Origin of the sequence: Amycolatopsis sp. NPDC051102 (genome assembly GCF_040682815.1) — a bacterium.
In the GTDB taxonomy this organism is placed as follows: Bacteria; Actinomycetota; Actinomycetes; order Mycobacteriales; family Pseudonocardiaceae; genus Amycolatopsis.
Genome location: NZ_JBFBBT010000007.1, coordinates 321,522 through 340,707, shown reverse-complemented (window position 1 = coordinate 340,707; position 19,186 = coordinate 321,522). Strand labels below are relative to the sequence as shown.

The following is a 19,186-nucleotide window of genomic DNA, read 5'->3' as shown; positions in this document are numbered from 1 at the left end:
AGAGCACCAGGTGAACAAGCCTTCGAGCGCGGTCTCGCCGCTGCACGGCCGGGTCGCGCTCGGCGGCATCGGTCTCGCCGTGGCCATCTCGATCGACCTGCACCTGCGGCTGTCCGGCCAGGTCAGCCCGATCTGGCAGACGCTGTCGGAGTACGTCTACGGCAAGCTCGGCACGTCGTCGGCCGCTCCCCTGTTCAGCATCATGTGCCTGGCCCTCTCGCTCGGCTCGGTCGCGCTGCTCGCCGGCATCGCCAAGGCCCACCGTCCGGGCACCACGGCCGTCTGCGTGCTGCTCGGCGTCTGGTCGGCCGGGCTGCTCGTGTGCGGCCTCGTGCCCGTCGACCCCGACGGGCAGGCGCGCTCGCTCGCCGGGCAGGTCCACAACATCGCCGCGTTGACGGCGTTCGTCGCGCTGCCCGCGGCCGCGTTCGTGCTCACCAGGAAGGGCCGCGAGCGCTGCCCGTGGGAGCCCCGCCGGACGACGATCCGGCGCCTGGCGACGGCGAGCTTCGCCAGCGTCGGCGTGGTGCTCGCCGGGTTCGTGCTCACGCTCGTTCTCGGCCCGGCCCAGCAGGACGTCACGCTGGGCCTGTTCGAGCGCCTACTGTTCAGCGTCGACGTCGCTCTGCTGCTGACGATGGTCCGCCCGCTGCTGGCGGTCTCGCGGCGCTAGGAGGCGTCCGTCTTCAGGATGCCGGCCAGCCGGGAAGCGGCCGCGACGACCTGGGGACCCACTTCGGCGGCCTTCAACGGCTCCATCGAGACGACGCCGACGCTCGCCCGCAGCCCGGGCACCCCGCGGACCGGCGCCGCGACGCCGGACGCACCCGCCTCGAGCTCCCCCGTCGACGTCACCCAGCCGTCGCCGCCGGGACGCAGGGTCATCGCCTTGCCGGCCGCGCCGGCGGTCAGCGAGTGCCGGCTGCCCACCCGGTAGGCGACGTGGAAGTTGGTCCAGGACGGCTCCACGACCGCCACCGCAAGCGCTTGCGTCCCCTGCGCGACCGACAGGTGCGCGGTCGCGCCGACCTTCTCGGCCAGCTCACGCAGCACCGGGCCGGCCGCGTCACGCAGCTGCGGCAGCACCTGCCCGGCCAGCCGGAGCAGGCCGACGCCGAGGCGGACCTTGGTGCCGTCCCGCCAGACCAGCCCACGCTCCGAAAGCGGCACGAGCAGCCGGTAGACGGCCGCGCGGCTGGCCCCGATGGCCACGGCCAGCTCGGAGATGGTCGCCGCGTCGCCGCCGGCGTCGGCCACTGCCTGCAGCAGCGCCAAGCCCCGGTCGAGCGTCAGCGACCCCTCCCGGCTGGTCACAGCAAGCCGAGTTCGCCCAGGTCGGCGACGGGCTCCTCGAACGACGCCGCCGCGTAGGACGCGAAGAGCGCCCGCACGGCCTTCGCGGCCGGCTCGGACAGCGCGCGGGCCTCGTCGGCCAGCGCCTGGGCATCGGTCGACTCCAGCGCCGCGCGGACGTCGCCGCCGGCGAGGCTGCGCGCGGACGCCACGAGCAGGTTCAGGAAGCCGTGGTGCACGAAGCCGGTGCCGGGGTCGGTGTGCCGGACCGCGCGGTGCAGGCTGTTCGTCGCCTTGAACGACGCCCCGCTGGACCCGCTGACGACGGCGAGGAAGTCCGCCACCTCGTCGACGCTCGGGAAGTTCTCGCCGGCCTGGCCGCCGCAGCGGATCTTCGGCCAGCTGCCGTGCTCGATCACCTTCCGCACGCCGTCGAGCCAGCCGACACCGCGTCGCGGCTCGACGACCCGGATGACGTCCTCGGGCACGAACTCGGAGACGCGCTCCAGCCACACCTCGTCGACGTCCGACGGCGCGGGCATCTCGACCATCCGCAGCGCGAGCAGCTCACTGCGCGACTCGACGATCGAGATGGCCTTCGGGACACCACCCAGGCCGGTGTCGATGATCAGCGAAAGCGGCAGCGGCTGCTTCGGTTTGATCTTGATCAGCTCGGTGATCAGTTCCGGCAGCCGGGAGGCCTGGCAGAGGAAAACCCCCAGTACACCGGCGTGTTCGGACTCCCGGCTCGCGAAGTGCGCGCGCAGCGCTTCGGGCATGGCCGCGTCCCCCGGCGGGAACAGCGCCGAGTCGTCGACGAGCCTCGCGAACAGGGGAGGAATTCCACGGGGGCCGGGGGGCGTGAGTTCCACAGCGCTTGACACGACTGACACGCTAGTAGCGTACGACATGAGGACAAAATCGTTCGCACAACGGACACCTCCAGGAGGGACGGCGATGCCTTACTACCGGCGAGTAGGTGAGATCCCGCACAAGCGGCACACCGCGTTCCGCAAGCCGGACGGCGGCCTCTACGCCGAGGAGCTCATGGGCGTCGAAGGCTTCTCCGCGGACTCCGCCCTGCTCTACCACCGCGGCCTGCCGACGGCGATCGTCGACGCCGTGGCCGTCGAAGAGGACCGCGGGTCGCTCACGCCGAACCACCCGCTCAAGCCGCGGGCGTTCAAGACGCAGGACCTCAAGTTCGGCGGTGAGGCCGACGCGGTCACCGACCGGCGCCGGCTGTTCGGCAACAACGACGTCACCATCGGGTTCGTCACGGCGACCGCCCCCAGCCCGCTGTACCGCAACGCGGCCGGCGACGAGCTGTTCTACGTCCACGGCGGCTCCGCGACCTTCGAGACGATCTACGGCCGCCTCGAGGTCGGCGACGGCGACTACGTCGTCATCCCGACGTCGTGCACCTACCGGGTCGTCCCCCACGGCGAGGTCAACCTCTTCACCCTGGAGGCGCGCGGCCACATCGGGCCGCCGAAGCGCTACCTGTCGGCGAAGGGGCAGTTCCTGGAGCACTCGCCGTACTGCGAGCGTGACATCCGCGGGCCTTCGGAGCCGCTACTGGAAGACGGCGAGGACGTCGAGGTGCTCGTGCGCCACCGCGCCGGGCTGACCCGCTACACGTACGCGACGCACCCCTTCGACGTCGTCGGCTGGGACGGCTGCCTCTACCCATGGGTGTTCAACATCGACGACTTCGAGCCGATCACCGGCCGCGTGCACCAGCCGCCGCCCGTGCACCAGACGTTCGAGGGCCCGAACTTCGTGGTCTGCTCCTTCTGCCCGCGGAAGGTCGACTACCACGAGGGCGCGATCCCGGTGCCGTACAACCACGCGAACGTCGACTCCGACGAGCTGATGTTCTACGTGCGCGGCAACTACGAGGCCCGGAAGGGCTCGGGGATCGGGATCGGCTCGCTGTCGCTGCACCCGTCCGGCTTCACGCACGGCCCGCAGCCGGGCGCGGCGGAGGCGTCGATCGGCGCGGAGTTCTTCGACGAGACGGCGGTCATGGTCGACACGTTCGCGCCGCTGGAGCTCGGCGAAGCCGCCGACGCGTCCGAGGACCCCGGCTACGCCTGGACGTGGTCGCGCCGCGGCCCTAAGTCCTAGTCAAGATTCGGAATTACCGTCCCCGCCCCGTTCCGGCGCCCGGATAATGAACTTCCGGGTGGCGGAACGGGGAGGATTCGATGATCAATTCCCAACCAGCGCGACGCAGGAGAAAAATTCTCCCGTTCCTGGCCGCGATCGTGGTCGCCATCGCCTTGATCATCGGGATCCGGTACTGGACCAGCGGTTCGGGCGACGACGCCGCCGAGCAGCCGAAGTGCTCCGGGGCGGACGCGGTCGCGCTCAACATCGCTTCTTCGCCGGAAAAGTTCGGCATCGTCCAAGAAGCGGCGAAGGCTTACTCCGGACGGACCGTCGCCGGCCATTGCGTCGACGTCGTCGTGCGGTCGAAATCGTCCGGCGTGGCGATGCAGGCGCTGGCGAGGGGCTGGAACGAAGCCACCGACGGGCCGCGCCCGGACGTCTGGACGCCGGCCGCGGGCGGTTGGGTCAACCTGCTGCGCGTCAACGCCAAGGGCGACACGGCGTCGATCGTGCCGGACGGCGACCCGCAGTCGGTCGCAAACTCGCCGCTGGTCGTCGCGATGCCGAAGCCGATGGCCGAGGCGCTCGGCTGGCCGGGCAAGCCGATCGGCTGGAAGGACCTCGCCGCGCTGGCCACCGACCCGGCGGGCTGGGCGAAGTACGGCCACCCGGAGTGGGGGAAGTTCCGGCTCGGCAAGACGAACCCGAACATCTCCACTGCGGGGCTGAACGCCACCATCGGCGCGTACTACGCGGCCACCGGCACGTCGTCCGACCTCACCGCGGCCGCCCTCGAGAAGCCGGACGCGAAGCAGTTCGTCTCCAACATCGAGCAGGCGATCGTGCACTACGGGGACAACACGCTGACGTTCCTGACGAACCTGCAGAAGGCCGACGACCGCGGCGCGGCGCTGTCCTACATCTCGGCGGTGACCGTCGAGGAGAGCTCGCTGATCGGCTACAACCAGGGCAACCCGACGAACGACCCGGCGAAGGTCGGTCAGCACGCGCCGCCGAAGGTGCCGCTCGTGGCGGTCTACCCGGCCGACGGGACGCTGAACTCCGACCACCCGTTCGTCACGCTGAACTGGGCCGACGCGACCCGCAAGCAGATCGCCGCCGACTTCCTTGGCTTCCTGCGAGGCCAGGAGACGCAGGCGAAGTTCGCCGCGCTCGGCTTCCGCTCGTTCGACGGCAAACCGGGCCCGCAGGTGACGACGGCCAACGGCGCCCAGCCGGACGCGAAGATCACCTTCCTGCGGCCGCCGTCGCCCACGGTGCTCTCGAAGCTGCTGGCGTCGTGGACCGACCTGCGCAAGAAGGCGAACGTGCTGCTCGTGGTGGACGTCTCGGGCTCGATGGGCGACGAGGTGAAGGGCACCGGCAAGAGCAAGATCGACCTGGCGAAGCAGGCCGCGATCGACTCGCTCGGCCAGTTCGTGCCCCGCGACCAGGTCGGGCTCTGGCAGTTCTCGACCCACCTCGACGGCGACAAGGACTACCAGGAACTGCTGCCGGTGCAGCCGCTCGGCAACAGCGGCAAGGAAACCCTCGCGATGCGGCTCAGCGGGCTGACGCCCCAGTCCGGCACGGGGCTGTACGACTCGTCGCTGGCCGCGTACCAGTACCTGAACGCCCACCTGGACCCGACGGCGATCAACGCGGTCGTGGTGCTCACCGACGGCCGCAACGAGGACTCCGGCGGCGTCGACGTCGAGCACCTGCTGCCGCAGCTGCGGCCGGAGGGCAACGCGGAGTCGGTCCGGCTGTTCACCATCGCCTACGGCTCGGACGCCGACCAGGACGTGCTGAAGCAGATCGCGGAGGCGACGGCGGGATCGGAGTACGACTCGTCCAAACCGGACTCGATCAACCAGGTCTTCACGTCCGTGATCTCGAATTTCTGAGATCCTGGCGGCCATGAAGTTCGCCCGTGAGCTCGCCGAACCGTGGGGGCTGCTGCTCGCCGCCACCTCGGCGGGGGTGGCGTGGGCCGTGCAGCTGCCGGTCGTCGCGTCGGCCGGAGTCGGCGTCGCCGTCCTCGCGGTGTGGGCGGGTGTGGCGGCCGCGACGCGCGAGAAGGAGCCGGCACCGCGCGAGGCGCGGGTGCTGGACGTCGTCCCGGGATCGGCCGAGGACGGCTGGCTGCGCCGGGCTTCGGCCGCGGCGGAGGGGTTCGCCTCCCTCAGCGGCTCCCTGGCTTCCGGCCCGCTGGCCGACCGCGTCGCGGACATGGAGCCCGTCGTCCAGGAGACGCTGTCGACGCTGCGACGGCTGGCCGGCCGCGCGTCGGCGACCGGGCAGGCGCTTTCCCGCGTCGACCTCGACGCCGTCGCGCACGAACGACGCCGGCTGCAGCGTGAACTGCGCACGGCCAACCCGGAGGTGCGCGGCGACCTGGAGCAAGCCCTGACGGCGGTCCAGGCGCAGGCGGACGTGCACGCGCGGCTGTCGGGCGCGCGGGACAAGCTGCTGGCCCAGCTGCAGTCCGGCGCGCTGGGCCTGGACAGCCTGGTGGCGCGCGTGGCGGAGCTGACGGCCGCGACGACGGACGTCGCCGTCGACACCGGCGCGGTGCGCGAGCTGAGCGACCAGCTGGAGGGCATCCGCCAGGGCGTCCTGGAGACCGAACAGGCGACGCGGAAGTCGCTGGGTTAGGCGGGCCGGCTCCTCGAGGACGACCGGTTGCGCCGCGGCATGTCGGTTGCCCCGGGTGGCCGTTCCCCGCTTTGATCGCCGACGTGATGCGCGGGCGGTCGCTGGGACCGCGGTTCAGGTGGCTCTGGTCGGCTTACGCCGTGAGCGCGTTCGGGACGTGGCTCGGTTTCGGGGCCTTTCCCCTGCTCGCGATCCTGGTGCTGCACGCCGGGCCGGCGGCCGTCTCCGCGCTGGCCGCGGTCGGGCCGGCCGTCGGTGCGCTGGTGGCCGTGCCGCTGGGGCCGTGGGTCGATCGCCACCGGAAGCAGCCGGTGCTGATCGCCATGGACCTGGTCCGGTTCGGCGCCCTGATCAGCGTGCCCGCCGGCTATGCCTTCGGGGTGCTGAGCTTCGCCCAGCTGCTGGCCGTCTCGGTGGTCGTCGCGGCGGCGGACATCACCTTCACCTCCGCGAGCGGCGCCTTCCTCAAGGGGCTCGTCCCGCCCGAAGACCTGCTGCTCGCGAACGGCCGGTTCGAGGCCACGAACTGGACCGCCACCGCGCTCGGGCCACCGCTGGGCGGAGCGGCGTTCGCGCTGTTCGGGCCGGTGACGTCGGTGGTCGCGAACGCCGTCAGCTTCCTGCTTTCCGCGCTGGGGATCCGCGCGATCGGCGGAGCCGAGCCGCGGCCGCGCAACGCCACCCGGCTGCGCCCGCGCGAGCTCGCCGACGGGTGGCGGTTCCTGCTGGCGCACCCGGGACTGCGGCCGCTGCTGTTCAACGCCATGGTGTTCAACGGCCTGGTCATGGGCACCGAGCCGCTGCTCGCCGTGCTGATGCTGAACCAGCTGGGGTTCACGCCGTGGCAGTACGGGCTCGCGTTCGCCGTCCCGTGCCTCGGCGGGCTCGCCGGGTCGCGGCTGACCCCGCGGCTCGTCCGGAAGTTCGGCCGCCATCCCGTCCTGGTGGCGAGCGGCGCAGTCAGGGCGTGCTGGCTGCTCGCGCTGGCCTTCATCCCGGCCGGCCCGGGCGGCCTGGTGTACGTCATGGTCGTCGAACTCGGCCTGATCGTCAGCTGCAGCGTCTTCAACCCGGTCCTCGTGACCTACCGGCTCGAGCAGCTCCCGGGGGACCGCATCGCGCGGACGCTGTCGGCGTGGTCGGTCAGCACCAAGGCGGCGATCGCCACGCTGACCGCGGTCTGGGGCGCGCTGGCCGGTTTCACGGGCCCGCGCGTGGCGATCGGCATCGCCGGGGCGTTCGTGCTGGTGACGCCGCTGCTGCTGCCCCGCCGCGACCGGACGCCCGCTCAGCCGAGCCAGACCGTGCCCAGCACCGGGTAGCCCGGCACGCCCGCTGTCGCGCCGCCGGGCCGCGGGACGCCGGCGATCCACAGGCGTCCGGTGGCCGCGACGTTCGCCGCCATCGACGGGTCTGCCGCGGGCATGCGGAAGGCGATCACCGTTCCGTCGGCCAGCATCGTCAGGCCGCTCAGGCGGGCGCCGCGGGAGCCTATGCGGACCGGGCCGTCCAGCACCGCACGCAGCTCCGTCCAGTGGTCCGCCGCGAGGGAGCGGCTGTAGGCCACCGATCGGGCCGCCGCCACGAGCGCGGTGAGCAGGGCGCCGCCCGCGAACGTCCACGCGATCCAGCCCGTCGCCGGGAAGTCGAGCCGGACCCAGCCGGCGAATCCGGCCAGGAGCAGCAGGAACGCGGCCAGCGCGCGGTGGTCGCGGGCGATGCGGCGCCGGTGCGCGGTCAGCACCGGGTCGAGCCGCGGCGAGTACGCCCCCGGGACTGGTGGCACGGCGGCCGCGTCCGCCGGTGGCGCGTCGAAGATCCGGGCGCGGCGGACGCGCATCACGCCGGGGAAGCCGACGAACACCTTCTGCCCCCGGCCGAGCAGCCACACCCGCCGGTGCGCGGCCAGCAGCAGCCGGTAGGGCTCGTCGAGGCGGACGCGCAGCCACCGGCCGTCGGGCAGCCGCACCCCGACCGACCGACCCGCGGCGACCAAGCCGTCGGCGGCGATGTCCACCTGCCGGAAGGCCTCGCGCTTCAGCCGCGTCTCCGGCACGCGCACGTACGCGCGGTAGAGCCACCACGCCTCGACCGAACCCACCAGCGCGAGGATGCCGACCGGCAGCACCACCCCGGCGCCGGTGAAGAACTGGGCGACCCCGAACGCCAGGAAGAACCAGGACAGCAGCCGCTGGTTCGCGGCGTTGCGGCCGAGTCGGTCGAGGTACTCGCCGAAGATCGGCAGGGCCCCGGACGGCATGGCGGGGTCCAGCTCGAACGCGGGGACGCGCTCGGGGACCGGGACGATCGGCACGCGGAACCCCCACGGGGTCGGGTTGTTACCCACTCTTCGACAAACTGGGCATCGGCGTTACCGGATGCGCCGTTCAGCGGAAAGCACGTGATCGCTTTGACTATCCAGACCGTCGGATTCAGGTTAGGCTCACCTAAGTAGGAGGTGAGCCGTGACCGAGGCACCCACAAGCGTCCGCCGCCCGCCGGCACCGAACCCCGCCGAGCGCGCCAAGACGATCGCGACGCGCAACGGCCCCGCGTCGTTGCTGCCGACCTGCGAACGCGCGGATCTGGACGGCGAGCGCGTCGTGCCGCTCCTGCACCACGTGCACCACAGCGGCAGCGTCAGCGTGCTGCTGCCGGACGACCACCAGCTGGTCCACGCGGCGAAGCAGACCCAGCGCGGGGAGCTGGCCGTGATGGTCGAGCTCGCCGACCAGGCCCCGGTCGCGCTGCGTGAACCCATCCGCGGGCTGCTGTGGATCACCGGCTGGCTGCGGCCGCTGTCCCCGGTCTCGGCCCGCGCCCGGGCGGTGGCGATCGCCGAAACACGCCCGGACGAGCGCCTCCTCGACGTCGGCCACGGCGTGACGCTGCTGCGGCTCACCCCGGCGTCGCTCGTGCTCGCCGACGCCGAAGGCACCCACTCGCTGCGCCCGCACACGTTCAGCGCGGCGCCGCCGGACCCGTTCCACGACTACGAGGCCAAATGGCTGCGGCACCTGGAAGCCGACCACGCCGACGTCGTCGGCCAGCTGGCCAAGCACCTGCCCGCGGAACTGCGCGGCGGCCGGATCCGGCCGCTCGGGCTCGACCGGTTCGGGCTGCGGCTGCGCGTCGAAGCCGACACCGGCGACCACGACGTCCGGCTGGCGTTCTCGAGGTCGGTCGACAGCCCTTCGCAGCTCGCGTCGGAGCTGCGAAGGCTGGTCGGCTGCCCGTTCCTGCGCGGGCGGTCAGGCTAGTTCGGCGGGGAAGCCGCCCTTCGCGATCGGCCCCCAGCTTTCGATCGTGACGCGGATGATGCTCTTGCCCTGCTTGACCATGGCTTCGCGGTATTCGGCCCAGTCCGGGTGTTCGCCGGAAATGGCGCGGAAGTACTCGACGAGCGGCTCGACCGAGTCCGGGATGTCGAGCACCTCGGCGGTGCCGTTGAGCTGCACCCACTGGTCGTTCCACTCGTCGGACAGGATGCAGGCCGAGACGTTCGGGTTGCGCTTGACGTTCACGACCTTCGCGCGCTTCGGGTAGGTCGAGATGACCAGCCGGCCCTCGGCGTCGACGCCGCAGGTGACCGGCGAGAGCTGCGGGCCGCCGTCGGCCTTCGTGGTCAGCAGGATCGCGCGGTGGCGGGTGGACAGGAACTCGACCAGCGCGGCGCGGTCGACGGTTTCGTTGGTGGCGATGCTCCTGGGCATACCCCGACGGTAGCGTGCGGACATGACGTTCACCGCGCGATCGTGGCTGGCCCCGGCCCGCCCCGAGTTCCCCGGGACGATCGAGGACCCGGCCGAGCGCCGCGCGGTCAAGCTCGAGCTGCTGCTCGTCTTCGGGATCACGCTGGGCATGTCCGGCGTGCGCAGCCTGCTGTCCCTTGTGGACTCGCTGCTGCAGCCGGTGCCGCTGGCGCAGCAGCAGACCCAGCTGAACGTGCCGCAGGCCGCGGCGAGCCTGATCGACCTGCTCAAGCAGCTGCTGTCGGCGGCGCAGCTGGTCGGCTGGGGCGCGCTCGGGCTGTACCTGCTGTGGCGCGCGGGGATCAAGGTCGCGCAGCTGGGGCTGGACCGCCGGTCGCCGGGCCGTGACGCGCTGCTGACCGTCGCGCTCGCCGCGCTGATCGGCGTCCCCGGCCTGGCGCTCTACTTCATTTCGTACCACCTGGGGTTCAGCCTGGCGGTGCAACCGTCCACTTTGGGCGACACGTGGTGGCGGCCGATCTCGCTGACGTTCTCGGCGTTCGGCAACGCCTTCGCCGAGGAAGTCCTGGTCATCGGCTACCTGCTGACCCGGCTGCGCCAGCTCGGCGTCCGCGAGAACAACGCCGTGTTCGGCGCCGCGGTGCTGCGCGGGTCGTACCACCTCTACCAGGGGTTCGGCGGGTTCGTCGGCAACTTCATCATGGGGCTGGTCTTCGGGCGGCTGTGGCAGAAGACGAACCGGCTGTGGCCGCTGGTCGCCGCGCACACGCTGTTCGACTTCGTGTCGTTCGTCGGATATGCCCTGCTGAAGGGGCACGTTTCGTGGTTGCCTTGACTAGGATCGGGGGGTGATCGACGAAACGGCACCTCCCCGGGTGGACAGCGAAGTCGGACCCCTGCGCGCGGTGCTGCTGCACCGGCCCGGCAACGAGCTCAAAAGGCTGACGCCCCGCAACAACGACCAGCTCCTGTTCGACTCGATCCCGTGGGTCGACCGGGCCCAGGCCGAGCACGACGCGTTCGCCGAGGTGCTGCGCAACCGCGGCGTCGACGTCCTCCTGCTGGCCGACGCGCTCCGCACGGCCCTGGAGGACGACCGGGCCCACGCGGCCGGCGTGCACGCGGCGGTCGACGACCGGCGGCTCGGTGGCGACCTGGCCGACTCGCTGCGGTCGCACCTGTCCGGCGTTTCCTCGGCCGGGCTGGCCGAGGTGCTGATGGCCGGGATGACGTTCGAGGAGCTGCCGTCGGCGGAGGGCGCGTCGCTGGTGCGGATGATGAACCACCCGCACGACTTCGCCGTCGATCCGCTGCCGAACCTGCTGTTCACCCGCGATTCCTCGGCGTGGATCGCCGACCGGGTCGCGATTTCGTCGCTGACCATGCCGGCGCGCCGCCGCGAAACCGCGGTGCTGGACCTCATCTACGCCTACCACCCGTACTTCCGGCACGCGGCCCGCGCGTACGGCGCCCATTCCGCGCCGATCGAAGGCGGCGACGTGATGCTGCTGGCGCCGGGCGTGCTCGCCATCGGCGTCGGCGAGCGGACGACGGCGGCCGGCGCCGAGTCGCTGGCGCGGTCGGTGTTCGCCGACGGCATCGCGCACACCGTGCTGGCGGTGCCGATCGAGCAGTCCCGCGCGACCATGCACCTGGACACGGTGTGCACGATGGTCGACGCCGACGCGGTGGTGATGTACCCGCTGGCGCGCGACTCGCTGACGGCGTTCACGCTGCGCCCGACCGGCGACGGCGGGGTCAAGGTCGCCGGCCCGGCGCCGTTCCTGGTGGCCGCGGCCGAGGCGATGGAGATCGACCGGCTGCGCGTCATCGACACCGGCCTCGACCCGGTGACGGCCGAACGCGAGCAGTGGGACGACGGCAACAACACGCTCGCCCTGGCGCCCGGCGTGGTCGTCGGCTACGAGCGGAACGTCGAGACGAACGAGCGCCTGGAGGCGGCCGGCATCGAGGTGCTGCCGATCGCGGGCTCGGAGCTGGGTTCCGGCCGCGGCGGGCCGCGGTGCATGTCGTGCCCCATCCGCCGCGAACCGTTGAAGTAAACGAAGTAAGCCTTCCCTAAAATGTCGCACGCATTTAGGGAAGGCTTACTTAAATAATGTGAGTCTTCTTTAGGAATGGTAACCCTAATAGGGTCCGGATCACCAGCCCCGAGTGGCATTTGCGCCAATCTTGATCTATTCTGGTCTGCATGGCCCTCACCAAGAAGAAAGAACCGCGCTCGAAGTTCTACGAACTGCTGCAGGCGCAGATCCACAACGAGTTCAACGCGTCCCAGCAGTACATCGCGCTTGCGGTGTGGTTCGACGCCGAGGACCTGCCGCAGCTGGCGAAGCACTTCTACAAGCAGTCGGTCGAAGAGCGCAACCACGCGATGGCGCTCGTGCAGTACATGCTCGACCGCGACCACCACGTCGAAATCCCCGGCACCGGGGAGGTGCGCAACGACTTCTCCGGCGTCACCGAGCTCATCGAGCTCGCGCTCGAGCAGGAGAAGGAGGTCGCCGCCGACATCTCCGCGCTGGCCAAGGCCGCGCGCGCCGAAGAGGACTACATCGGCGAGCAGTTCACGCAGTGGTTCCTCAAGGAGCAGGTCGAAGAGATCTCGCAGATGAGCACGCTGCTGAACGTCGTCAAGCGCGCGAACGGCAACCTGTTCGAGGTCGAGAACCACTTGTACCGCGAGTCCGTCGGCGACGCCGGCACCGACTCGCAGATGCCGCCGGTGGCCGGCGGCAAGCTCTGAGATTTTCGTCAGCCGAATAAGGAAAACCCGGGCTCTCCCCCTGTGGACAGCCCGGGTTTTCGCATGCGCGGGCGCTCAGCCGGCGCAGTCCTGGGTGACGCTCATCAGGCTCGTCTGCACGACCCCGGTGTCGCCGAGCCGGAAGTGGTAGTCGGCGGTGGCACTGGCGGGGGCGGCAACGCCGCCGGGCTCCGCCTTGGCGGCGGGGTAGACGGCGAAGATCTGGCTCTGGGTGGACCCGGCGCCGACGCCTTCGGCGGTGTGCGCCGCCGCGTCCGGCGTCACGACGACGAGCCCGGCCGCCTTCGAAATGACGACGCTCGCGGCCGCGGGTATCCCGCTGCCCTGTGCTTTGTAGACGGTGCAGCTCGCGCCGGTCTGCGCGTCGCTGAGCGTCACGGTCTGCGCGATCACGTCGGCCTCGGACATGCCGAGCTTGAGCCGGCCGAAACCGTCGGCCGCGAGGAGCGGCCCGCTCGTCACGGCGGCGAGGGCGGACGGCGACGAAGAGGTCGACGGCTGCGGCAGGGGCGACGTCGAGGCGCCCGGCGGCACGGAGACCTGGATGCTCTGGGTGCTGGTCGTCCCCGGCGTAGACGGCTCGGGCGACCGGCCCTGCGTGAGGTTTTCAGGCGGCTTAACGGTGCTTTGAGTCCCGTCGGCGGTCATCACCGCGGTGCCGTCCTCGGCGTGGAGCCGGACCATGGTCAGCCCACCCGAGACGGCGACCACGGCCGCCGCGACACCGACCACCGCCTGCACGGTGTGGCGACGGCGGCGACGCCGTCGCGCACCGGCGACGATGACCGTGCCGGCGTCCGGCGGCGGCGGCAGGTCCAGCCGCTCGTCGGCGAACAGCGCGCGCAGGCGCTGCTCCAGTTCGTCCTCGGAGATGTTCAACCCGCACCACTCCCTTCGCCTTCGCCGTCGGCCGCCCTCAGCTTCATCCGCAGCGACGCGATCGCCTTGCTGGCCTGGCTCTTCACGGTGCCCTGGGTGACGCCGAGAGCACCGGCGATCTCCGCTTCCGAGAGACCTTCGTAGTAACGCAGCACCATTACGGCACGTTGTCGCGGCGGCAGCGTTCGTAACGCACGCCACAGCGGCTCGTGTTCGAACGGGTCGTCCGGCACGTGCGGACTGGTGTCCGGCAGGTCCGCGACGAGGTTCTCGCGACGCGTCCGCCGCCAGCGGCTCACGTGCGCGTTCGCCATCGACCGGCGGACGTAGGCCAGCGGGTCGCCGGTCTTCTCGTGGACGTAAGCCCAGCGCGAGCCGATCTTTTCCAGCACGGTCTGCACCAGGTCGGCCGCGTCGTGCGGGTTGCCGGTGAGCGCGTGCCCGTACCGAAGCAGTCCGGGCAGGGTGGCCTGCACGAAGTCGCCGAAGTCGGTGAGCTCGCCCGGCAACGTCGCGGCCCTCCCTCGGCCTGCGCTGGTCACCCAGGTATCTCCCCCGGTGAAGACGGGTGCCGCAGCGGTCACCGTATCGCCTCCCATCGGGGTCGGGTAGCCGGCGGCCGAACCGCCTTCCTCCCCAACACGCATCACAGCCCCCTCAGGTTGCCCGCGTTCCCGGCCGGATCCTGATTCGTTCGGCCGGGTGATGAAATGCCCACGTCAGCGCTGGACGAGCGAGCTGGGCAGGCGAAAACCGCCGCCTTCGGATTCGCGGAATTCGTGCACGCCGACGACCGCCGCGTGCGGGATCGGTCCGTAGACGTGCGGGAACCAGATCCCTTCCGGGTGCGGCGGCACGCCGTCTTCCCAGCGCACCGGGGACCCGACCTTGGCCGGGTCGATTTCCAGCAGAACCAGGTCGGTGCGACCCCGGTAGCGAATGTTGGCCGGCAAGGTCGCCGTGCCGAAGTCGGAACAGTGGATGAACCCGACTTCCCCCAGGGACGGCGGCCGGTAGTCGCCGTCCTCCCCCACTTCGGCCCAGTCGGCCGCCCCGCAGATGTGAAGTATCACGCCGAGAATGGTCCCACCGGCGCGATCCGGCGGCGGTGTCTCGTGCGCCACATAATGCCTGGTTGAACGCTCATCGAGCGAGTGGAGGACCACCGGTTCGTACCGGTGGTCCGGCGCTCGTCAACGTCGCTCAGCGCAGGGTCAGCTGACGGCCGATGAGGCCGTCCCGAGCCCGCCGCTCGGCCGCGTTCAGCGGCTCGTCGTCGAGCGACTTCAGGGCCGTCTCGAGGCGGGCGCCGAGGGCGTCCTTCGCCTCCGCCCACTCGCGGGCGTGAGCTTCGGGGTCGAGGTCCCAGACCGGGACGAGCAGGCCGTGCGCCCGGAACGAACCCGCGTAGCGCGTGCCCTCGCCAAGGCCGAGTTCGCCGGCCGCGGACAGCCGGGCCAGGGCCTGGAGCAGCAGGTTCTCCGGTTCCGGACGGACCCAGCGCAGGTGCGCCTTCTCGCCGGCGAGGACCCAGTAGGCGCCCGAGCCGAGCCGTTCGGTGGGCATGATCGCGGCGTTCGCGCGCTCGAGGGAGACCGCGACGTCACCGGTGGCGTCCGCGTCCTCGGGCAGCCACCAGGCGAAGTCCTGGTGCAGCGTGACGTCGAGTTCGGCGCCCGGGGTCAGCAGATCCTGCAGCCGCGCGTGCTCGTCGGCGGACGGCGGCGTGGTCGTGTCCGGCACGCCGAGGACGTCGCCCTCCTTGGCGTCCAGCAGCCACTTCAGCGACCGGCCGAGGTCACGGCTGATGTCGGAGGAGCGCGTCTGCACCTGCAGGCCGAGGTAGCGCCGCCCGTCCGAGCGGACGAACGCGGCCGCCGCCATCGGCAGCACGGTCCCGAGGGTGACCTCGCCGCCGTCGGCGAGGGTGAGCTCGGCCGTCGCGGACGGCACGAACTCGCGCAGCGCGATGAGCTCGGGCTCCGCCGCCAGCCCTTCGAACGGCTGGCCGACGAAGACGTCGCGCACCTTCGGCTTGCGGTCCGACGCCTGCTTGGGACCCTTCTTGCGCGCGCCCTTGCCCACTGCTGCCTCCTCTGGCTCGGCTTGTGACGCTATCGAAGGGCTACTCTCGCGACGTGTTCGACCCCCGCGATCCCGCGTTCCTGGAAGACCCGTACCCGGCGTTCGCCGCCCTCCGCGAGCAGGGCGACGTCCATTTCCACGACGGGCTCGGCTTGGCCGTGGCGGTGTCGCACGCCGCGTCGTCGGCGGTGCTGCGTCACCGCGGCCTGGGCCGGATCTGGCAGGACGCCCAGCCGCTCGATCGGTTCGCCGCGTTCAACCTGCTGCACCGCAACTCGCTCCTGGAGAACGAACCACCGGCCCACACGCGCCTCCGGCGCCTGATCGCGGGCGCGTTCGGCCGCGGCCACGTCCAGCGGCTGCGCCCGATGGTCGCGACGCTCGCCACCCGGATGGTCGACGACCTGGCGGCCGCGATCGCCGCCGACGGCAGCGCCGACCTCCTCGAGCACCTCGCCCAGCCGCTGCCGGTCGCGGTGATCGCGGAGTTGCTGGGCGTCCCGGGCACCGATGGTCCGCGCATGGTCGAGCTGTCCAACGCCATCGTGAAGATGTACGAGTACGGCCTCCCCGAGGACGGACGCGACGCCGCCGAGCGCGCGGCCGCCGAGTTCGTCGAGTACGTCCGCTCGGTGGCTTCGGCCCGCGCCGACGCCCCGGGCGACGACATCATCAGCGACCTGCTGCGCAGCGAGCTGACCCCGGACGAGCTGGTGGCCACCGCGGTGCTGCTGCTGATGGCCGGCCACGAGGCAACGGTCAACGTGCTCGGCAACGGCATCACGGCCCTGCTCACGCATCGGGACCAGTGGGAGCGCCTGCTGGCCTCACCTGCCCTTCTGGATTCGTGTGTGGAGGAGCTGATCCGGTACGACGCGCCGCTGCAGCTGTTCGAGCGGACGGCGACCGAGGACGTGTCGATAGGCGGATATGTCGTCTCGCGCGGCCAGAAGATCGGCGCACTGCTGGGTGCCGCGGCCCGCGACCCGAAGGTGTTCGACGAGCCGGACCGCCTGGACATCGGCCGGACGCCCAACGCCCACCTGGGCTTCGGCCTCGGGATCCACTACTGCGTGGGTGCTCCTCTCGCTCGGGTGGAGATCGCCGCCGCGCTGAGTGCGTTGGCGGAGAAGCTGCCGGGACTGCGGTTGGCGGAGACCCCGCGGCGACGGCCGGAGTTCGTGATCCGCGGGCTGCGGGAGCTGCGGGTCACCGCCTGAGGGTCACCGGCCGGCGGGGTCCGGACCCGGATCTCACGTGATTAGGGCCGGATCTTGCGTGAGCCGGGGCGGATCTCGCGTGACTGGAAGGGCATCTCGCGTGACTGGAAGGGCATCTCGCGTGATTGGGGAGGCATCTCGCGTGATTGGAAGGTCATCTCGCGTGATTGGGGAGCCATCACGCGTGATTGGCGGGGCATCTCGGGTCATGGGGTTACTCCGGTGAAGAGGTCGTCTTCGAGGTTGGGGCCGGGGGTGGGGTGGGCCAGGTGGTAGTCCTCGTAGGGCCAGACCTGGCGCTCGATTTCGCGTGAGTGGGCGAAAAACGGGTGGGACGGGTCGACCTGGGTCGCGTGGGCCAGGAGGGCGCGGTCGCGGGTGGTGAAGAACGCTTCGCAGCGGATTCTGGTGGTGACCGGAAGCTTGTCGGGTGGGAGTTCGTTCAGGACCTCGGCCATGGCCGACTCCAGGCCGGCGGCGAGGGTGGCTTCGTGCAGGGCCTCGAACCAGGCACGGCTCAAGACCGCCTGGTAGTACAGCTTCTGTGGCTGCCACGGCTCGCCCGTGCCGGGGTAGCGGGCCGGGTCGGCGGCCGCGGAGAAGGCTTCGACCGTCACCTCGTGGGTGCGGATGTGGTCCGGGTGGGGGTAGCCGCCCGTTTCGTCGTACGTGATCACCACGTGCGGGCGGAACCCGCGGATCAACGCCACCAGCGGGGCCGACGCCTCCGCCAGCGGGAGGGCCGCGAAGCTGCCATCGGGCACCGGCTCGCCCTCGGCGGGCAGGCCGGAGTCGACCAGGCCGAGGAAACACTGCCGGACGCCCAGGATCGCGGCGGCCTCGGCCATCTCGCGACGGCGGATCGCCGGCAGGTCCGCCCACGTCTCGGCCGTGTCGAGGGCCGGGTTCAGGACGTCACCGCGTTCGCCGCCGGTGCAGGTGGCGACCAGGACATCGACACCTTCGGCGGCGTAGCGCGCCAAGGTGGCCGCGCCCTTGCTGGACTCGTCGTCCGGGTGGGCGTGGACGCTCAGGAGGCGGAGGGTCATCGGGTGCCTTTCGCAGGGAAGAAGAGAGCGGGAACCAACGTCAGCGCCGACAGGGCCAGCGCCCACGTGAACGCGGCACCGAACGCCGCGGGCGGGGACGCGGCCGTGAGCCGGTCGTGGAGGATCGCGGCCAACAAGGCGGTGCCCAGCGAGCCGCCGATGCGGTTGACGACGTTGTACGCGCTCGCCGCCCGGGGAATGCGGGACCGCTCCAGCGAGCCGTACAGCGTTGTCATGCCGGGAGCCGTCGCCGCGCCCAGGCCCGCGCCGCGGATCAGGAGGGACAGGGTCAGCAGGACCCCGCTGGGCGCCGAACCGAGCTGGGTGAAGGCGATCGTGCCCAGCAGGGACAGCCCGATCCCGGCCAGCATCGTCCGGCGCGGGCCGAACCGGGCCAGCAGCGGGCCGCTCGCCAACAGGACCGCCGCCGAGCCCAGCGCCTGGGGCGCCAGCAGCAGCCCGGCCCGCAACGCGCTCGCGTGCTCGACCTGCTGGTAGTACAGCGGAAGCAGCAGCATCGAGCTGTACAGCGACGCTCCGAGCAGGAACGTGCTCACGCTCGCGACCGCGAATCCCTTGTGCCGGAACAGCTGGAGGTCCAGCACCGGCGACGCGGTCCGGGAAGCGTGGACGCCGTACGCCAGCAGCAGCGCAGCTCCGGCGATCCAGGCGACCGCCACGCCCTCGGCCAGGCCGTAGACGAACGCGCCCAGCCCCGGCGAAAGCAACGCGATACCCCGGACGTCCAAAGCGGCGCGCACCCCGGCCGGTTCCGGCGCCGGGAGTAGCCGGCGCGCTAACAGGTACGTCGCCACGCCCAGCGGGACGATCCCGAAAAACATCCAGCGCCACCCGAGGTCCGCGACCAGCGCGCCGCCGAGCATCGGGCCCAGCACCGGCGCCACCGTCGCCGGCAGGGTGATCACCCCGATCATCCGGCCCAGTGCCGGCCCCGCCGCCTGGGCGAACACCGCCTGCCCGACCGGCTGCATCAGCCCGCCGCCCAGCCCGTGCAGCACCCGGAAAGCGATCAACGCCGACGCCGACCACGCGAAGCCGCACAGCAGCGTGCCCGCGGTGAAGATCGCCACCGCCGTCAGCCACACCGCGCGGCCGCCGAACCGGTCGGTCAGCCAGCCCGACAGCGGAATGGCCGCCGAAGCCGCGAGCAGGTACGCGCTCGCCACCCACTGCACCGTGGTCAGCGGGCTGTCCAGGTCACGGGCGATCGAGTCGATCCCGACGGTCACGATCGTCGCGTCGAGGATCGACAGCACCGCCCCCATGATCAAGACACCGCCGAGCCGCCACAGCGCCGCATCCGGCCGGACTGCCGTCGTCATGCCCACCCCCAGTTGATTAGGTCGAACCTCAGATTAGGTCTGA

Annotated in this window: 20 protein-coding genes; 10 read left to right on the top strand and 10 right to left on the bottom strand. The window is 71.4% G+C overall.

Going from position 1 to position 19,186, the window contains the following annotated elements; genetic code table 11:
- The first annotated feature begins 10 nt into the window (after positions 1-10).
- The gene (locus AB0M93_RS22530; protein ID WP_364276116.1) at positions 11-673 is read left to right on the top strand and encodes a DUF998 domain-containing protein; all 663 of its coding nucleotides are present in this window, start codon (positions 11-13) and stop codon (positions 671-673) included.
- Here the strand turns inward: AB0M93_RS22530 and AB0M93_RS22525 are convergent.
- Positions 670-1,314: a helix-turn-helix domain-containing protein gene (locus tag AB0M93_RS22525; protein ID WP_364276115.1), complete on the bottom strand. Its 645-nt coding sequence runs from the start codon at positions 1,312-1,314 to the stop codon at positions 670-672. The genes AB0M93_RS22530 and AB0M93_RS22525 overlap by 4 nt on opposite strands.
- Positions 1,311-2,165, bottom strand: a complete 855-nt coding sequence (locus AB0M93_RS22520) for a hypothetical protein (RefSeq protein ID WP_364276160.1) — start codon at positions 2,163-2,165, stop codon at positions 1,311-1,313. The genes AB0M93_RS22525 and AB0M93_RS22520 overlap by 4 nt, the downstream gene beginning before the upstream one ends.
- A gap of 85 nt (positions 2,166-2,250) precedes the next feature.
- On the opposite strand from AB0M93_RS22520, the gene AB0M93_RS22515 reads away from it, so the two are divergent.
- From AB0M93_RS22515 to AB0M93_RS22500, 4 genes are all read left to right on the top strand, one after another.
- Positions 2,251-3,423 carry a homogentisate 1,2-dioxygenase domain-containing protein gene (locus AB0M93_RS22515; protein ID WP_364276114.1) on the top strand — a complete coding sequence of 391 codons (1,173 nt, stop codon included), beginning with the start codon at positions 2,251-2,253 and terminating at the stop codon, positions 3,421-3,423.
- Between the two features lie 80 nt (positions 3,424-3,503).
- Positions 3,504-5,315: a substrate-binding and VWA domain-containing protein gene (locus tag AB0M93_RS22510; RefSeq protein WP_364276113.1), complete on the top strand. Its 1,812-nt coding sequence runs from the start codon at positions 3,504-3,506 to the stop codon at positions 5,313-5,315.
- A 13-nt stretch (positions 5,316-5,328) separates the two neighbouring features.
- On the top strand, positions 5,329-6,066 hold the full coding sequence (locus AB0M93_RS22505) for a hypothetical protein (protein WP_364276112.1): 738 nt from the start codon (positions 5,329-5,331) through the stop codon (positions 6,064-6,066).
- Positions 6,067-6,149: 83 nt separating this feature from the next.
- A complete protein-coding gene (locus tag AB0M93_RS22500; RefSeq protein ID WP_364276111.1) occupies positions 6,150-7,388 on the top strand; it encodes an MFS transporter in 1,239 nt (412 codons plus the stop codon).
- Here the strand turns inward: AB0M93_RS22500 and AB0M93_RS22495 are convergent.
- Positions 7,355-8,380: a hypothetical protein gene (locus tag AB0M93_RS22495; protein WP_364276110.1), complete on the bottom strand. Its 1,026-nt coding sequence runs from the start codon at positions 8,378-8,380 to the stop codon at positions 7,355-7,357. The two genes, AB0M93_RS22500 and AB0M93_RS22495, sit on opposite strands and share 34 nt — an antisense overlap.
- 151 nt (positions 8,381-8,531) lie before the next feature.
- On the opposite strand from AB0M93_RS22495, the gene AB0M93_RS22490 reads away from it, so the two are divergent.
- Positions 8,532-9,326: a DUF2470 domain-containing protein gene (locus AB0M93_RS22490; RefSeq protein WP_364276109.1), complete on the top strand. Its 795-nt coding sequence runs from the start codon at positions 8,532-8,534 to the stop codon at positions 9,324-9,326.
- Here the strand turns inward: AB0M93_RS22490 and AB0M93_RS22485 are convergent.
- A complete protein-coding gene (locus tag AB0M93_RS22485) occupies positions 9,318-9,779 on the bottom strand; it encodes a PPOX class F420-dependent oxidoreductase (RefSeq protein WP_364276108.1) in 462 nt (153 codons plus the stop codon). The genes AB0M93_RS22490 and AB0M93_RS22485 overlap by 9 nt on opposite strands.
- A 22-nt stretch (positions 9,780-9,801) precedes the next feature.
- Between AB0M93_RS22485 and AB0M93_RS22480 the strand changes: the two genes are divergently transcribed.
- The 3 genes from AB0M93_RS22480 to AB0M93_RS22470 all read left to right on the top strand — a co-directional run bounded on the left by AB0M93_RS22480 (position 9,802) and on the right by AB0M93_RS22470 (position 12,546).
- Positions 9,802-10,614, top strand: coding sequence for a CPBP family intramembrane glutamic endopeptidase (locus tag AB0M93_RS22480; protein WP_364276107.1), 813 nt, complete (start codon positions 9,802-9,804; stop codon positions 10,612-10,614).
- A 40-nt stretch (positions 10,615-10,654) separates the two neighbouring features.
- Positions 10,655-11,842, top strand: coding sequence for an arginine deiminase (locus tag AB0M93_RS22475; RefSeq protein ID WP_364276159.1), 1,188 nt, complete (start codon positions 10,655-10,657; stop codon positions 11,840-11,842).
- Positions 11,843-11,991: 149 nt separating this feature from the next.
- The gene (locus tag AB0M93_RS22470; RefSeq protein ID WP_364276106.1) at positions 11,992-12,546 is read left to right on the top strand and encodes a ferritin; all 555 of its coding nucleotides are present in this window, start codon (positions 11,992-11,994) and stop codon (positions 12,544-12,546) included.
- Positions 12,547-12,621: 75 nt separating this feature from the next.
- On the opposite strand, the gene AB0M93_RS22465 is transcribed toward AB0M93_RS22470, so the two are convergent.
- From AB0M93_RS22465 to AB0M93_RS22450, 4 genes are all read right to left on the bottom strand, one after another.
- Positions 12,622-13,446, bottom strand: coding sequence for a hypothetical protein (locus AB0M93_RS22465; RefSeq protein WP_364276105.1), 825 nt, complete (start codon positions 13,444-13,446; stop codon positions 12,622-12,624).
- Positions 13,443-13,955: a SigE family RNA polymerase sigma factor gene (locus AB0M93_RS22460; protein ID WP_364276158.1), complete on the bottom strand. Its 513-nt coding sequence runs from the start codon at positions 13,953-13,955 to the stop codon at positions 13,443-13,445. The genes AB0M93_RS22465 and AB0M93_RS22460 overlap by 4 nt, the downstream gene beginning before the upstream one ends.
- A 210-nt stretch (positions 13,956-14,165) precedes the next feature.
- Positions 14,166-14,519, bottom strand: a complete 354-nt coding sequence (locus AB0M93_RS22455; protein WP_364276157.1) for a DUF952 domain-containing protein — start codon at positions 14,517-14,519, stop codon at positions 14,166-14,168.
- A 130-nt stretch (positions 14,520-14,649) separates the two neighbouring features.
- Positions 14,650-15,531: a DUF5926 family protein gene (locus tag AB0M93_RS22450; RefSeq protein WP_364276104.1), complete on the bottom strand. Its 882-nt coding sequence runs from the start codon at positions 15,529-15,531 to the stop codon at positions 14,650-14,652.
- 53 nt (positions 15,532-15,584) lie between these two features.
- Here AB0M93_RS22450 and AB0M93_RS22445 point away from each other — a divergent pair, with 53 nt between their 5' ends.
- Complete coding sequence (locus tag AB0M93_RS22445; RefSeq protein ID WP_364276103.1) at positions 15,585-16,751, top strand: cytochrome P450; 1,167 nt, start codon at positions 15,585-15,587, stop codon at positions 16,749-16,751.
- 206 nt (positions 16,752-16,957) lie between these two features.
- On the opposite strand, the gene mca is transcribed toward AB0M93_RS22445, so the two are convergent.
- Both mca and AB0M93_RS22435 read right to left on the bottom strand, forming a co-directional pair.
- Positions 16,958-17,800, bottom strand: coding sequence for a mycothiol conjugate amidase Mca (gene mca, locus AB0M93_RS22440; protein WP_364276102.1), 843 nt, complete (start codon positions 17,798-17,800; stop codon positions 16,958-16,960).
- Positions 17,797-19,143: a DHA2 family efflux MFS transporter permease subunit gene (locus AB0M93_RS22435; protein ID WP_364276101.1), complete on the bottom strand. Its 1,347-nt coding sequence runs from the start codon at positions 19,141-19,143 to the stop codon at positions 17,797-17,799. The genes mca and AB0M93_RS22435 overlap by 4 nt, the downstream gene beginning before the upstream one ends.
- Positions 19,144-19,186: the final 43 nt, after the last annotated feature.

Bases quoted from the DNA above. Each gene is read 5' to 3' on its own strand.
- AB0M93_RS22510 (WP_364276113.1), top strand. From the start codon at position 3,504: ATGATCAATTCCCAACCAGCGCGACGCAGGAGAAAAATTCTCCCGTTC.
- mca (WP_364276102.1), bottom strand. From the start codon at position 17,800: ATGACCCTCCGCCTCCTGAGCGTCCACGCCCACCCGGACGACGAGTCC.
- AB0M93_RS22505 (WP_364276112.1), top strand. From the start codon at position 5,329: ATGAAGTTCGCCCGTGAGCTCGCCGAACCGTGGGGGCTGCTGCTCGCC.
- AB0M93_RS22480 (WP_364276107.1), top strand. From the start codon at position 9,802: ATGACGTTCACCGCGCGATCGTGGCTGGCCCCGGCCCGCCCCGAGTTC.
- AB0M93_RS22470 (WP_364276106.1), top strand. From the start codon at position 11,992: ATGGCCCTCACCAAGAAGAAAGAACCGCGCTCGAAGTTCTACGAACTG.
- AB0M93_RS22435 (WP_364276101.1), bottom strand. From the start codon at position 19,143: ATGACGACGGCAGTCCGGCCGGATGCGGCGCTGTGGCGGCTCGGCGGT.
- AB0M93_RS22485 (WP_364276108.1), bottom strand. From the start codon at position 9,779: ATGCCCAGGAGCATCGCCACCAACGAAACCGTCGACCGCGCCGCGCTG.
- AB0M93_RS22515 (WP_364276114.1), top strand. From the start codon at position 2,251: ATGCCTTACTACCGGCGAGTAGGTGAGATCCCGCACAAGCGGCACACC.